Genomic DNA, 13,308 nt, shown 5'->3' with positions numbered 1-13,308 from the left:
AGCGTATCCGGTGAAATAAAGTCAACCTTTAGTTGGTTAATGTTACACCAACAACGAAACCAACACGCCAGGCTTATTCCTGTGGAGTTATATATGAGCGATAAAATTATTCACCTGACTGACGACAGTTTTGACACGGATGTACTCAAAGCGGACGGGGCGATCCTCGTTGATTTCTGGGCAGAGTGGTGCGGTCCGTGCAAAATGATCGCCCCGATTCTGGATGAAATCGCTGACGAATATCAGGGCAAACTGACCGTTGCAAAACTGAACATCGATCAAAACCCTGGCACTGCGCCGAAATATGGCATCCGTGGTATCCCGACTCTGCTGCTGTTCAAAAACGGCGAATTGGCCGCAACCAAAGTGGGCGCACTGTCTAAAGGTCAGTTGAAAGAGTTCCTCGACGCTAACCTGGCGTAAGGGAATTTCATGTTCGGGTGCCCCGTCGCTAAAAACTGGACGCCCGGCGTGAGTCATGCTAACTTAATGTTGACTTCGTATTAAACATACCTTATTAAGTTTGAATCTTGTAATATCCAACGCTTCCTGTTTTTCTTAAATGCGAAGTGAACAGATTTCTGGCTCGTCACTCAATCCGTCTTGTCGTTTCAGTTCTGCGTACTCTCCTGTGACCAGACAGCGAAAAGACATGAGTTGATGACCGTAAACAGGCATGGATGATCCTGCCATACCATTCACAACATTAAGTTCGAGATTTACCCCAAGTTTAAGAACTCACACCACTATGAATCTTACCGAATTAAAGAATACGCCGGTTTCTGAGCTGATCACTCTCGGCGAAAATATGGGGCTGGAAAACCTGGCTCGTATGCGTAAGCAGGACATTATTTTTGCCATCCTGAAGCAGCACGCAAAGAGTGGCGAAGATATCTTTGGTGATGGCGTACTGGAGATATTGCAGGATGGATTTGGTTTCCTCCGTTCCGCAGACAGCTCCTACCTCGCCGGCCCTGATGACATCTACGTTTCTCCTAGCCAAATCCGCCGTTTCAACCTCCGCACTGGTGATACCATCTCTGGTAAGATTCGCCCGCCGAAAGAAGGTGAACGCTATTTTGCGCTGCTGAAGGTTAACGAAGTTAACTTCGACAAACCAGAAAACGCCCGTAACAAAATCCTCTTTGAGAACTTAACGCCGCTGCACGCAAACTCTCGTCTGCGTATGGAGCGTGGTAACGGTTCTACCGAAGATTTAACCGCACGCGTACTGGATCTGGCATCGCCTATCGGTCGTGGGCAACGTGGTCTGATTGTGGCACCGCCAAAAGCGGGTAAAACCATGCTGCTGCAGAACATTGCTCAGAGCATCGCTTACAACCATCCAGACTGCGTACTGATGGTTCTGCTGATTGACGAACGCCCGGAAGAAGTGACCGAGATGCAGCGTCTGGTTAAAGGTGAAGTTGTTGCTTCTACCTTCGACGAACCAGCATCTCGCCACGTTCAGGTTGCGGAAATGGTGATCGAGAAGGCAAAACGCCTGGTTGAGCATAAGAAAGACGTTATTATTCTGCTCGACTCCATCACTCGTCTGGCTCGTGCCTACAACACCGTCGTACCGGCATCCGGTAAAGTGTTGACCGGTGGTGTGGACGCCAACGCCCTGCATCGTCCGAAACGCTTCTTCGGCGCAGCACGTAATGTGGAAGAGGGCGGCAGCCTGACCATCATTGCAACGGCGCTAATCGATACCGGCTCCAAAATGGACGAAGTTATCTACGAAGAGTTTAAAGGTACAGGTAACATGGAACTGCACCTCTCTCGTAAAATCGCTGAAAAACGCGTCTTCCCGGCAATCGACTACAACCGTTCTGGTACTCGTAAAGAAGAGTTGCTTACCACTCAGGAAGAGCTGCAGAAAATGTGGATCCTGCGCAAAATCATTCACCCGATGGGCGAAATCGACGCAATGGAATTCCTCATTAATAAACTTGCGATGACCAAGACCAATGATGATTTCTTCGAGATGATGAAACGCTCATAAGTTAGTGTTACAGCAAAACGCCACGTGTTTACGTGGCGTTTTGCTTTTATATCTGTAATCTTAGCGGTATACCTGTGATGGTGTGAAAATTCCTGGTTTTTGCGGGTGTTTTATGCGGTTTACATATCAATTGGTTGATTTTTGCTCATTTCTGAGAGATTCAGAAAGTAGTTTCCCTTCTGAATAAAGGTCTTCGTGGGTATACTTCAGCTAATAATTTTCTCTGAGAGCATGCATTGTGAATTTACTGACAGTGAGTACTGATCTCATCAGTATTTTTTTATTCACGACACTGTTTCTGTTTTTTGCCCGCAAGGTGGCAAAAAAAGTCGGTTTAGTGGATAAACCTAACTTCCGCAAACGTCACCAGGGATTGATACCGCTCGTTGGGGGTATTTCGGTTTATGCAGGGATTTGCTTCACATTCGGAATTGTCGATTACTATATTCCACATGCAGCTCTCTATCTCGTTTGTGCCGGTGTGCTTGTGTTCATTGGCGCGCTGGATGATCGTTTTGATATCAGCGTAAAAATCCGTGCCACCATACAGGCAGCTGTTGGCATTGTTATGATGGTGTTCGGCAAACTTTATCTCAGTAGTTTGGGTTATATCTTTGGCTCCTGGGAGATGGTGCTTGGACCGTTTGGTTACTTCCTGACGCTGTTTGCTGTCTGGGCGGCGATTAATGCCTTCAACATGGTCGATGGTATTGATGGCTTGCTGGGCGGGTTATCCTGTGTCTCGTTTGCGGCAATCGGTATGATTTTGTGGTTTGATGGGCAAACCAGCCTCGCTATCTGGTGCTTTGCCATGATCGCCGCCATCCTGCCTTATATCATGCTCAACCTTGGTATTCTGGGGCGTCGCTACAAAGTCTTTATGGGCGATGCGGGGAGTACGCTGATTGGTTTTACTGTTATCTGGATCCTGTTGGAAACTACCCAGGGTGCCACACATCCAATCAGCCCGGTTACCGCCTTATGGATCATTGCTATCCCGCTGATGGACATGGTGGCGATTATGTATCGTCGTTTGCGTAAAGGCATGAGTCCATTCTCACCTGACCGTCAGCATATTCACCATTTGATCATGCGTGCCGGGTTTACTTCCCGCCAGGCATTTGTGCTGATTACCCTTGCTGCAGCGCTACTCGCTTCTATTGGCGTACTGGCAGAATATTCTCATTTTGTGCCGGAATGGGTCATGCTGGTGCTCTTTTTGCTAGCATTCTTCCTCTATGGATATTGCATTAAGCGTGCCTGGAAAGTTGCTCGCTTTATTAAGCGCGTAAAACGCAGACTGCGTAGAAATCGTGGTGGCAGCCCCAATTTAACCAAATAAATGAGGATGTGATGACACAACCAATGCCTGGGAAACCGGCCGAAGACGCTGAAAATGAACTGGATATTCGTGGGTTGTTTCGTACCTTGTGGGCTGGGAAGCTGTGGATTATTGGCATGGGGCTGGCGTTTGCCTTAATCGCGTTAGCGTATACTTTTTTTGCGCGTCAGGAGTGGAGTGCGACGGCGATTACCGATCGTCCAACCGTGAATATGCTGGGCGGGTACTACTCGCAGCAGCAATTTTTGCGTAACCTGGATGTTCGTTCAAATATGGCCCCTGCCGACCAACCATCGGTTATGGATGAAGCCTATAAAGAGTTTGTTATGCAACTGGCATCGTGGGATACCCGCCGCGATTTCTGGTTGCAGACTGACTATTACAAACAGCGGATGGTCGGTAACAGTAAAGCCGATGCGGCTCTGCTGGATGAAATGATCAACAACATCCTGTTTATTCCTGGTGATTTCGCCCGCTCGGTCAATGACAGCGTTAAGCTGGTTGCCGAAACTGCCCCCGATGCTAATAACCTGCTTCGTCAATATGTTGCTTTTGCCAGCCAGCGTGCAGCCAGTCATCTGAATGATGAGCTGAAAGGCGCATGGGCGGCGCGCACTATTCAGATGAAAGCTCAGGTGAAGCGTCAGGAAGAAGTGGCTAAGTCCATCTACGACCGCCGGATGAACAGTATTGAACAGGCACTTAAAATCGCCGAGCAACACAATATTTCTCGCAGTGCGACAGACGTGCCAGCCGAGGAATTACCTGATTCAGAAATGTTCCTGTTGGGGCGTCCGATGCTCCAGGCGCGACTGGAAAATTTACAGGCTGTCGGCCCAGCCTTTGATCTCGACTATGATCAGAATCGGGCCATGTTAAACACCCTTAATGTTGGTCCAACCCTGGATCCGCGTTTTCAGACCTATCGCTATTTGCGTACACCGGAAGAACCGGTAAAACGCGATAGCCCACGTCGTGCCTTCCTGATGATTATGTGGGGCATTGTCGGGGGGCTGATCGGGGCTGGTGTCGCATTAACCCGCCGTTGCTCGAAATAGCAACACAGCTGTGGTGAGCGCAAAGGCGCTCGCCGCTTATTCGAAGAGAATCGATGTGAAAGTACTGACTGTATTTGGTACGCGCCCGGAAGCCATCAAGATGGCGCCGTTGGTGCATGCGTTGGCAAAAGATCCTTTTTTTGAGGCTAAAGTTTGCGTCACTGCGCAGCATCGGGAGATGCTCGATCAGGTGCTGAAACTCTTTTCCATTGTACCTGACTACGATCTCAACATAATGCAGCCAGGACAGGGCCTGACAGAGATAACCTGTCGGATTCTGGAAGGACTAAAACCTATTCTTGCCGAGTTCAAACCAGACGTTGTGCTGGTTCACGGTGATACTACCACCACACTGGCAACCAGCCTGGCAGCGTTTTATCAGCGAATTCCTGTTGGTCACGTTGAGGCCGGACTGCGCACGGGCGATCTCTATTCGCCGTGGCCGGAAGAGGCTAACCGTACATTGACCGGGCATCTGGCGATGTACCATTTCTCACCAACTGAAACTTCCCGGCAAAATTTGCTGCGTGAAAACGTCGCTGACAGCCGAATATTTATTACCGGTAATACAGTAATTGATGCGCTGCTGTGGGTGCGCGACCAGGTAATGAGCAGCGATACGCTGCGTTCAGAACTGGCGGCAAATTACCCGTTTATCGACCCCGATAAAAAGATGATTCTGGTGACCGGTCATAGGCGTGAGAGCTTTGGTCGTGGTTTTGAAGAAATTTGCCATGCGCTGGCTGAAATTGCTACCACTCATCAGGACATCCAGATTGTTTATCCGGTACACCTTAACCCGAATGTCAGAGAGCCGGTCAATCGCATTCTGGGGCATGTGAAAAATGTCATTTTGATTGATCCCCAGGAGTATTTACCGTTTGTCTGGTTGATGAACCATGCCTGGTTGATTTTGACTGACTCTGGCGGCATTCAGGAAGAAGCACCTTCTCTGGGTAAACCGGTGCTGGTGATGCGCGATACCACCGAACGCCCAGAAGCGGTGACCGCAGGTACGGTACGTCTGGTGGGGACGGATAAGCAACGGATCGTCGAGGAAGTGACGCGTCTTTTAGAAGACGAAGATGAATATCAAACTATGAGCCGAGCCCATAACCCGTATGGTGATGGTCAGGCATGCTCTCGCATTTTGGAAGCGTTAAAAAATAATCGGATATCACTATGAGTTTTGCGACCATTTCTGTTATCGGACTGGGTTATATCGGGCTGCCAACGGCGGCTGCGTTTGCCTCACGGCAAAAACAGGTGATTGGTGTTGATATCAACCAACAAGCGGTTGATACCATCAATCGTGGCGAAATCCATATCGTCGAACCTGATTTAGCGAGCGTGGTAAAAACTGCCGTAGAAGGTGGTTTTTTACGAGCGAGCACGACGCCGGTTGAGGCTGATGCCTGGCTGATTGCTGTCCCAACGCCATTTAAAGGCGATCATGAGCCGGATATGGCCTACGTCGAATCGGCTGCCCGCTCCATTGCGCCAGTGCTGAAAAAAGGCGCGTTGGTGATCCTTGAATCCACCTCGCCGGTGGGCTCAACCGAGAAGATGGCAGAATGGTTAGCAGAGATGCGTGCGGACCTGACTTTCCCGCAGCAGGTGGGTGAGCAGGCGGACGTCAATATTGCTTATTGCCCGGAACGCGTGTTGCCGGGCCAGGTGATGGTCGAGCTGATAAAAAACGATCGCGTCATTGGCGGCATGACGCCAGTTTGCTCGGCGCGCGCCAGCGAACTGTACAAAATTTTCCTCGAAGGTGAGTGTGTCGTCACTAACTCGCGGACGGCGGAAATGTGTAAGCTCACAGAAAACAGCTTCCGCGACGTGAATATTGCTTTTGCAAACGAACTGTCGCTGATTTGTGCCGAGCAAGGAATTAACGTCTGGGAACTGATTCGTTTGGCGAATCGCCATCCACGAGTCAATATTCTCCAGCCTGGTCCGGGTGTGGGCGGTCACTGCATTGCCGTCGACCCGTGGTTTATCGTGGCGCAGACCCCGCAGCAGGCGCGGCTTATCCGTACCGCGCGTGAAGTGAACGATCACAAACCTTTCTGGGTGATTGATCAGGTGAAAGCGGCGGTCGCTGATTGTTTGGCTGCCACTGATAAACGCGCCGGTGAACTGAAAATTGCCTGTTTTGGTCTGGCGTTTAAACCGAATATTGATGACCTGCGCGAAAGCCCGGCGATGGAAATCGCTGAACTGATCGCCCAGTGGCACAGCGGCGAAACGCTGGTTGTTGAACCTAATATTCACCAGTTGCCGAAAAAACTGACCGGGCTTTGCACGCTGGCGCAGCTTGACGAGGCGCTGGCGACGGCAGATGTGCTGGTGATGTTGGTAGATCACAGCCAGTTTAAAGCCATTAGCGGCGATGATGTTCAGCAGCAGTATGTGGTGGATACCAAAGGAGTCTGGCGCTGATACTGATTACAGTAAACGACTGTGTTGAGGGAGATAGAGAATGCCCGTCCGCGCCAGTATTGAACCACTAACCTGGGAAAACGCCTTTTTTGGCGTTAACAGCGCCATCGTGCGCATTAGTCCTGACGCACCGCTCCTGACGCCAGGCGTTTTGGCGCCGTGGTCACGAGTACAGGCCAAAATTGCCGCATCCAATACCGAAGAACTAGATGTCCTGCAACAGCTGGGATTCTCGCTGGTCGAAGGGGAAGTGGATTTTGCGCTCTCCGTGATCAACGTCAGTGAAAGCCGTGCGGAAGTGGCTCAAGAAGCAGATATTCCAGTACTACGCCAGTTAGCCCGCGAAGCATTCGCCCAAAGCCGTTTTCGTATGCCGTGGTATGCACCCGATGCCAGTGGTCGCTTTTACGCGCAGTGGATTGAAAATGCCGTGCGCGGCACCTTTGATCATCAATGCCTGGTTTTACGCGCGGCGTCCGGCGAGATTCGCGGCTATGTTTCTCTACGAGAGTTGAATGCCACTGACGCGCGCATTGGTTTACTGGCAGGACGCGGCGCAGGTGCTGAACTGATGCAAACGGCGCTAAACTGGGCGTATGCTCGCGGTAAAACAACATTGCGGGTGGCGACCCAGATGGGCAACACCGCCGCGCTTAAACGATACATACAAAGTGGTGCGAATGTAGAAAGCACCGCGTACTGGTTATACAGGTGATCACATGATTCCATTTAACGCACCGCCGGTGGTGGGCACCGAACTCGACTATATGCAGTCGGCAATGGGTAGCGGCAAACTGTGCGGCGATGGCGGTTTTACCCGTCGCTGCCAGCAGTGGCTGGAGCAACGTTTTGGCAGCGCCAAAGTACTGCTGACGCCATCCTGCACCGCTTCTCTGGAGATGGCGGCGCTGCTGCTGGATATCCAACCGGGCGATGAAGTGATCATGCCGAGCTATACCTTTGTCTCCACCGCCAACGCCTTTGTGCTGCGTGGAGCAAAAATTGTTTTTGTTGATGTTCGCCCGGACACCATGAACATCGACGAAACGCTGATTGAAGCGGCGATCACCGACAAAACACGCGTTATCGTTCCGGTCCATTACGCGGGCGTGGCCTGTGAAATGGACACCATTATGGCGTTGGCGAAAAAGCATAACCTGTTTGTGGTGGAAGATGCCGCTCAGGGCGTGATGTCCACTTACAAAGGTCGTGCGCTGGGAACCATTGGCCATATTGGCTGCTTTAGCTTCCATGAAACCAAAAATTACACTGCAGGTGGTGAAGGCGGGGCGACGCTGATTAATGATAAAGCGTTGATTGAACGTGCCGAGATCATTCGCGAAAAAGGGACTAACCGCAGCCAGTTCTTCCGTGGTCAGGTTGATAAATATACCTGGCGCGATATCGGCTCCAGCTATTTGATGTCCGATCTGCAAGCTGCGTATCTGTGGGCGCAACTGGAAGCAGCCGAACGCATCAACCAGCAACGTCTGGCGCTGTGGCAAAACTACTACGATGCGTTAGCACCTCTGGCGAAAGCCGGGCGTATCGAGCTGCCGTCGATTCCGGATGACTGCGTGCAGAACGCGCATATGTTCTACATCAAGCTGCGGGATATTGATGACCGGAGCGCGTTGATTAGCTTCCTGAAGGAAGCGGAAATCATGGCGGTGTTCCATTACATTCCGCTGCACGGTTGCCCTGCGGGTGAACGCTTTGGTGAGTTTCACGGTGAAGATCGCTACACCACCAAAGAGAGCGAGCGCCTGCTGCGCCTGCCGTTGTTCTACAACTTGTCGCCCGTCAATCAGCGCACGGTGATTGCGACCTTGTTGAACTACTTCTCCTGATATGTCGCTGGCAAAAGCATCCTTGTGGACGGCGGCCAGTACGCTGGTCAAGATTGGCGCTGGGTTACTGGTTGGTAAATTATTGGCGGTGTCATTTGGTCCGGCAGGACTAGGGTTGGCGGCAAATTTCCGCCAGTTGATAACCGTGCTCGGTGTGCTTGCCGGGGCGGGCATCTTTAATGGCGTAACCAAATACGTTGCCCAGTACCACGATAATCCGCAGCAGCTGCGCCGTGTGGTCGGCACTTCATCTGCGATGGTGCTTGGCTTCTCCACGCTGATGGCGCTGGTCTTTGTGCTGGCAGCTGCGCCAATCAGCCAGGGATTGTTTGGTAATAACGACTATCAAGGGCTGGTGCGTTTAGTGGCGCTAGTGCAAATGGGGATCGCCTGGGGCAACCTGTTGCTGGCGTTGATGAAAGGCTTTCGCGATGCCGCGGGTAATGCGTTATCGCTGATTGTCGGCAGCCTGATTGGCGTTATCGCTTATTATGTCAGTTACCGTTTTGGCGGTTATGAAGGCGCGTTGTTTGGTCTGGCGCTGATTCCCGCGCTGGTGGTAATGCCTGCCGCCGTCATGTTAATTAAGCGTGGCGCTATCCCGTTAAGCTATCTAAAACCCAGCTGGGATAACGGTCTGGCAGGGCAGTTGAGCAAATTTACACTCATGGCGTTGATTACGTCGGTGACCTTGCCCGTTGCGTACATCATGATGCGTAAACTGCTGGCGGCGCAGTATAGCTGGGATGAAGTGGGGATCTGGCAAGGGGTGAGCAGTATTTCCGACGCCTACCTGCAATTTATTACCGCATCGTTCAGTGTATATTTACTGCCCACGTTGTCGCGGCTAACGGAAAAACGCGATATCACTCGGGAAGTGGTGAAGTCGCTGAAATTTGTTTTACCGGCCGTGGCAGCAGCGAGTTTCACCGTCTGGCTACTGCGTGATTTTGCCATCTGGCTACTGTTGTCGAATAAATTTACCGCCATGCGGGATCTCTTTGCCTGGCAGTTGGTCGGCGATGTGTTGAAAGTGGGCGCTTATGTCTTTGGTTATTTAGTGATCGCCAAAGCGTCGCTGCGTTTTTATATTCTGGCGGAAGTCAGCCAGTTCACTTTATTGATGGTATTTGCCAACTGGTTGATCCCCGTGCATGGCGCCCTGGGCGCGGCGCAGGCCTACATGGCAACCTATATCGTCTATTTCTCTCTTTGTTGTGGCGTGTTTTTACTCTGGCGTAGGCGGGCATGACTGTACTGATTCACGTACTGGGATCGGATATCCCTCACCATAACCAAACCGTTCTGCGGTTTTTCAATGACGCGCTGGCCGCGACGAGCGAGCACGCGCGCGAGTTTATGGTTGCTGGCAAGGACGACGGCTTAAGTGATAGTTGTCCGGCGCTTTCTGTGCAATTTTTCCCTGGGAAAAAATCACTGGCAGAAGCCGTTATCGCTAAAGCGAAAGCTAACCGCCAGCAACGGTTTTTCTTCCACGGCCAGTTCAATCCCAAGCTGTGGCTGGCGCTGCTTAGTGGCGGAATCAAGCCCAGCCAGTTTTACTGGCATATCTGGGGGGCAGATCTCTATGAAGTTTCCAGTGGATTGAAATATAAACTCTTTTATCCTCTGCGCCGACTGGCACAAAAGCGAGTGGGCTGTGTGTTTGCCACTCGGGGAGACTTGAGCTTTTTTGCCAAAACGCATCCAAAGGTGCGGGGCGAACTGATTTACTTCCCAACCCGGATGGACCCTTCTCTCAATACAATGGCGAACGATCGGCAACGTGAAGGGAAAATGACCATTTTGGTAGGGAACTCCGGCGATCGCAGCAATGAGCATATCGCCGCCTTGCGCGCTGTTCATCAGCAGTTTGGCGATACGGTAAAAGTCGTGGTGCCGATGGGATATCCATCTAATAACGAAGCGTATATCGACGAAGTTCGTCAGGCGGGGCTCGAGTTATTCAGCGAAGAAAATCTGCAAGTTCTGAGCGAAAAACTGGAATTTGACGCCTATCTGGCGCTACTTCGCCAGTGCGATCTCGGCTACTTTATTTTTGCCCGCCAGCAGGGCATTGGTACGCTGTGCTTACTGATTCAGGCGGGCATTCCTTGTGTGCTTAACCGGGAAAATCCGTTCTGGCAGGATATGACAGAACAGCATTTGCCGGTGCTGTTTACCACTGACGATCTCAACGAAGATATTGTGCATGAAGCGCAGCGCCAGCTGGCGTCGGTGGATAAAAACACCATTGCCTTCTTTAGCCCGAACTATCTGCAAGGCTGGCAGCGGGCGTTGGCTATTGCCTCCGGGGAGGTCGCATGAGCCTGCTGCAATTCAGCGGCCTGTTTGTTGTCTGGCTGCTCTGCACGCTGTTTATCGCCACGCTGACATGGTTTGAGTTTCGCCGCGTGCGCTTTAACTTCAATGTCTTCTTTTCATTGCTGTTTTTGCTGACCTTTTTCTTCGGCTTCCCGCTGACCAGCTTGTTGGTGTTTCGCTTTGATGTTGCCGTGGTGCCACCAGAGATCTTGTTGCAGGCGTTACTTTCTGCGGGGGGATTTTACGCAGTTTACTACGTCACTTACAAAACACGTTTACGCAAACGCGTTGCCGATGCACCGCGCCGTCCAGTCTTTACCATGAACCGCGTGGAAACCAATCTCACGTGGGTGATTCTGATGGGTATCGCGCTGGTGAGCGTTGGCATCTTTTTCATGCATAACGGTTTTTTGCTGTTCCGGCTTAACTCTTACAGCCAGATCTTCTCCAGCGAAGTCTCTGGCGTGGCGTTAAAGCGTTTCTTTTACTTTTTCATCCCGGCAATGTTAGTGGTCTACTTTCTGCGCCAGGACAGTAAAGCATGGTTGTTTTTCCTCGTCAGCACGGTTGCCTTCGGTTTGCTGACTTACATGATTGTCGGCGGCACTCGCGCCAATATCATTATCGCGTTCGCTATCTTCCTGTTTATCGGCATTATTCGCGGCTGGATTTCACTGTGGATGCTGGCGGCTGCGGGCGTGCTGGGGATTGTCGGTATGTTCTGGCTGGCGCTAAAACGCTACGGAATGAACGTGAGCGGCGATGAGGCGTTCTATACGTTTCTCTATCTCACCCGCGATACCTTCTCGCCGTGGGAGAATCTGGCGCTGCTGTTGCAGAACTACGACAACATCGACTTCCAGGGCCTGGCTCCAATTATTCGCGATTTCTATGTCTTTATCCCTTCCTGGCTGTGGCCGGGTCGCCCGAGTATGGTGCTGAACTCCGCCAACTACTTTACCTGGGAAGTGCTGAATAACCACTCCGGGCTGGCGATCTCGCCTACGCTTATAGGCTCACTGGTTGTTATGGGCGGCGCGTTGTTCATCCCTCTCGGGGCGATTGTGGTTGGTCTGATCATCAAATGGTTCGACTGGCTGTATGAGCTGGGCAACCGCGAAACTAATCGCTATAAGGCTGCGATTCTCCACAGTTTCTGCTTCGGGGCGATCTTCAATATGATCGTGCTGGCGCGCGAAGGGTTGGATTCGTTTGTCTCGCGTGTCGTCTTTTTTATCGTGGTCTTCGGCGCAAGCCTGATGATTGCAAAACTGCTGTACTGGCTTTTTGATAACGCCGGACTCGTTCATAAACGAATAAAATCATCGCTCCGGACGCAGGTTGAAGGATAACAATGAATAACACCACCACGGCACCGACCTATACGCTGCGTGGCTTACAGTTGATCGGTTGGCGTGATTTGCAGCATGCCCTCGATTATCTGTTCGCTGACGGGCAGCTTAAGCAGGGAACGCTGGTTGCCATTAATGCCGAAAAAATGCTGACCATTGAAGATAATGCCGAGGTCAGGGAGTTAATTAACGCTGCCGAATTTAAATATGCCGATGGCATTAGCGTTGTGCGGTCGGTGCGTAAAAAGTACCCGCAGGCACAGGTTTCCCGCGTTGCCGGTGCCGATCTCTGGGAAGAAGTAATGGCGCGCGCAGGCAAGGAAGGGACGCCGGTATTTCTTGTGGGCGGTAAACCTGATGTGCTGGCGCAGACCGAAGCTAAACTGCGCGACCAGTGGAATGTGAATATCGTTGGCAGCCAGGATGGTTATTTTAAACCCGAGCAGCGTCAGGCGCTGTTTGAGCGTATTCACGCCAGTGGTGCGCAAATTGTCACTGTCGCAATGGGGTCACCAAAGCAGGAGATCTTCATGCGCGACTGCCGCCTGGTGCACCCTAATGCGCTGTATATGGGCGTTGGTGGAACGTACGATGTCTTTACCGGTCACGTAAAACGCGCGCCGAAAATCTGGCAAAAACTGGGACTGGAGTGGCTTTATAGACTGCTTTCGCAGCCGAGTCGCATTAAGCGCCAGCTTCGTTTGCTGCGTTATTTACGCTGGCATTACACCGGCGATCTCTGATTTTCCTCTCTCTGTAAAGCGACGGAGTGGTCACTTCGTCGCCTGCCTGTCTTTTTATTACACAAAGCATTCAAATTTTTAATGCTTTATTTGCCATTTCTTCTGAATTACGAAAACATTCGCAACACTCGATGTACCCATAACGATAACCGGTAACACCGGAAAGCATGCAAACACAACACGAG

At 51.3% G+C, this 13,308-nt stretch carries 13 protein-coding genes; all 13 read left to right on the top strand.

Annotated elements, in window-relative coordinates:
- The first annotated feature begins 93 nt into the window (after positions 1–93).
- The 13 genes from trxA to wecG all read left to right on the top strand — a co-directional run bounded on the left by trxA (position 94) and on the right by wecG (position 13,123).
- A complete protein-coding gene (gene trxA / locus AACS80_RS20925; protein WP_064530526.1) occupies positions 94–423 on the top strand; it encodes a thioredoxin TrxA in 330 nt (109 codons plus the stop codon).
- Between the two features lie 139 nt (positions 424–562).
- Positions 563–661: a rho operon leader peptide RhoL gene (gene rhoL, locus AACS80_RS20920; RefSeq protein WP_032145636.1), complete on the top strand. Its 99-nt coding sequence runs from the start codon at positions 563–565 to the stop codon at positions 659–661.
- An 87-nt stretch (positions 662–748) separates the two neighbouring features.
- Positions 749–2,008: a transcription termination factor Rho gene (gene rho, locus AACS80_RS20915; protein WP_001054527.1), complete on the top strand. Its 1,260-nt coding sequence runs from the start codon at positions 749–751 to the stop codon at positions 2,006–2,008.
- Between the two features lie 238 nt (positions 2,009–2,246).
- A complete protein-coding gene (gene wecA / locus AACS80_RS20910; RefSeq protein ID WP_130209388.1) occupies positions 2,247–3,350 on the top strand; it encodes a UDP-N-acetylglucosamine--undecaprenyl-phosphate N-acetylglucosaminephosphotransferase in 1,104 nt (367 codons plus the stop codon).
- An 11-nt stretch (positions 3,351–3,361) separates the two neighbouring features.
- Positions 3,362–4,408, top strand: coding sequence for an ECA polysaccharide chain length modulation protein (wzzE, locus tag AACS80_RS20905; RefSeq protein ID WP_130209390.1), 1,047 nt, complete (start codon positions 3,362–3,364; stop codon positions 4,406–4,408).
- Between the two features lie 55 nt (positions 4,409–4,463).
- Complete coding sequence (wecB, locus tag AACS80_RS20900; RefSeq protein ID WP_064530529.1) at positions 4,464–5,594, top strand: non-hydrolyzing UDP-N-acetylglucosamine 2-epimerase; 1,131 nt, start codon at positions 4,464–4,466, stop codon at positions 5,592–5,594.
- Entirely contained in the window at positions 5,591–6,853 is a 1,263-nt protein-coding gene (gene wecC, locus AACS80_RS20895; RefSeq protein ID WP_135410608.1) for a UDP-N-acetyl-D-mannosamine dehydrogenase, read from the top strand. The genes wecB and wecC overlap by 4 nt, the downstream gene beginning before the upstream one ends.
- Positions 6,854–6,893: 40 nt before the next feature.
- Positions 6,894–7,568, top strand: coding sequence for a dTDP-4-amino-4,6-dideoxy-D-galactose acyltransferase (gene rffC, locus AACS80_RS20890; protein WP_130261198.1), 675 nt, complete (start codon positions 6,894–6,896; stop codon positions 7,566–7,568).
- Between the two features lie 4 nt (positions 7,569–7,572).
- Positions 7,573–8,703: a dTDP-4-amino-4,6-dideoxygalactose transaminase gene (gene rffA, locus AACS80_RS20885; RefSeq protein WP_130209398.1), complete on the top strand. Its 1,131-nt coding sequence runs from the start codon at positions 7,573–7,575 to the stop codon at positions 8,701–8,703.
- A 1-nt stretch (position 8,704) separates the two neighbouring features.
- Positions 8,705–9,955, top strand: coding sequence for a lipid III flippase WzxE (gene wzxE, locus AACS80_RS20880; RefSeq protein ID WP_135410609.1), 1,251 nt, complete (start codon positions 8,705–8,707; stop codon positions 9,953–9,955).
- On the top strand, positions 9,952–11,031 hold the full coding sequence (rffT, locus tag AACS80_RS20875) for a TDP-N-acetylfucosamine:lipid II N-acetylfucosaminyltransferase (RefSeq protein WP_135410610.1): 1,080 nt from the start codon (positions 9,952–9,954) through the stop codon (positions 11,029–11,031). The genes wzxE and rffT overlap by 4 nt, the downstream gene beginning before the upstream one ends.
- A complete protein-coding gene (gene wzyE, locus AACS80_RS20870) occupies positions 11,028–12,380 on the top strand; it encodes an ECA oligosaccharide polymerase (protein ID WP_138183981.1) in 1,353 nt (450 codons plus the stop codon). Before rffT ends, wzyE begins: the two co-directional genes overlap by 4 nt.
- Before the next feature lie 2 nt (positions 12,381–12,382).
- Positions 12,383–13,123 carry a lipopolysaccharide N-acetylmannosaminouronosyltransferase gene (wecG, locus tag AACS80_RS20865; protein ID WP_135410611.1) on the top strand — a complete coding sequence of 247 codons (741 nt, stop codon included), beginning with the start codon at positions 12,383–12,385 and terminating at the stop codon, positions 13,121–13,123.
- Positions 13,124–13,308 lie beyond the last annotated feature (185 nt).

The sequence above is a fragment of the Escherichia sp. E4385 genome (assembly GCF_963883145.1).
Classification (GTDB): Bacteria; Pseudomonadota; Gammaproteobacteria; order Enterobacterales; family Enterobacteriaceae; genus Escherichia.
This window is presented reverse-complemented; position numbering and strand designations above follow the sequence as displayed.

Excerpts from the sequence above, each read along its gene's own strand:
- trxA (WP_064530526.1), top strand. The coding sequence starts at position 94 with ATGAGCGATAAAATTATTCACCTGACTGACGACAGTTTTGACACGGAT.
- rhoL (WP_032145636.1), top strand. The coding sequence starts at position 563 with ATGCGAAGTGAACAGATTTCTGGCTCGTCACTCAATCCGTCTTGTCGT.
- rho (WP_001054527.1), top strand. The coding sequence starts at position 749 with ATGAATCTTACCGAATTAAAGAATACGCCGGTTTCTGAGCTGATCACT.
- wzzE (WP_130209390.1), top strand. The coding sequence starts at position 3,362 with ATGACACAACCAATGCCTGGGAAACCGGCCGAAGACGCTGAAAATGAA.
- wecC (WP_135410608.1), top strand. The coding sequence starts at position 5,591 with ATGAGTTTTGCGACCATTTCTGTTATCGGACTGGGTTATATCGGGCTG.
- rffC (WP_130261198.1), top strand. The coding sequence starts at position 6,894 with ATGCCCGTCCGCGCCAGTATTGAACCACTAACCTGGGAAAACGCCTTT.
- rffA (WP_130209398.1), top strand. The coding sequence starts at position 7,573 with ATGATTCCATTTAACGCACCGCCGGTGGTGGGCACCGAACTCGACTAT.
- wzxE (WP_135410609.1), top strand. The coding sequence starts at position 8,705 with ATGTCGCTGGCAAAAGCATCCTTGTGGACGGCGGCCAGTACGCTGGTC.
- rffT (WP_135410610.1), top strand. The coding sequence starts at position 9,952 with ATGACTGTACTGATTCACGTACTGGGATCGGATATCCCTCACCATAAC.
- wzyE (WP_138183981.1), top strand. The coding sequence starts at position 11,028 with ATGAGCCTGCTGCAATTCAGCGGCCTGTTTGTTGTCTGGCTGCTCTGC.
- wecG (WP_135410611.1), top strand. The coding sequence starts at position 12,383 with ATGAATAACACCACCACGGCACCGACCTATACGCTGCGTGGCTTACAG.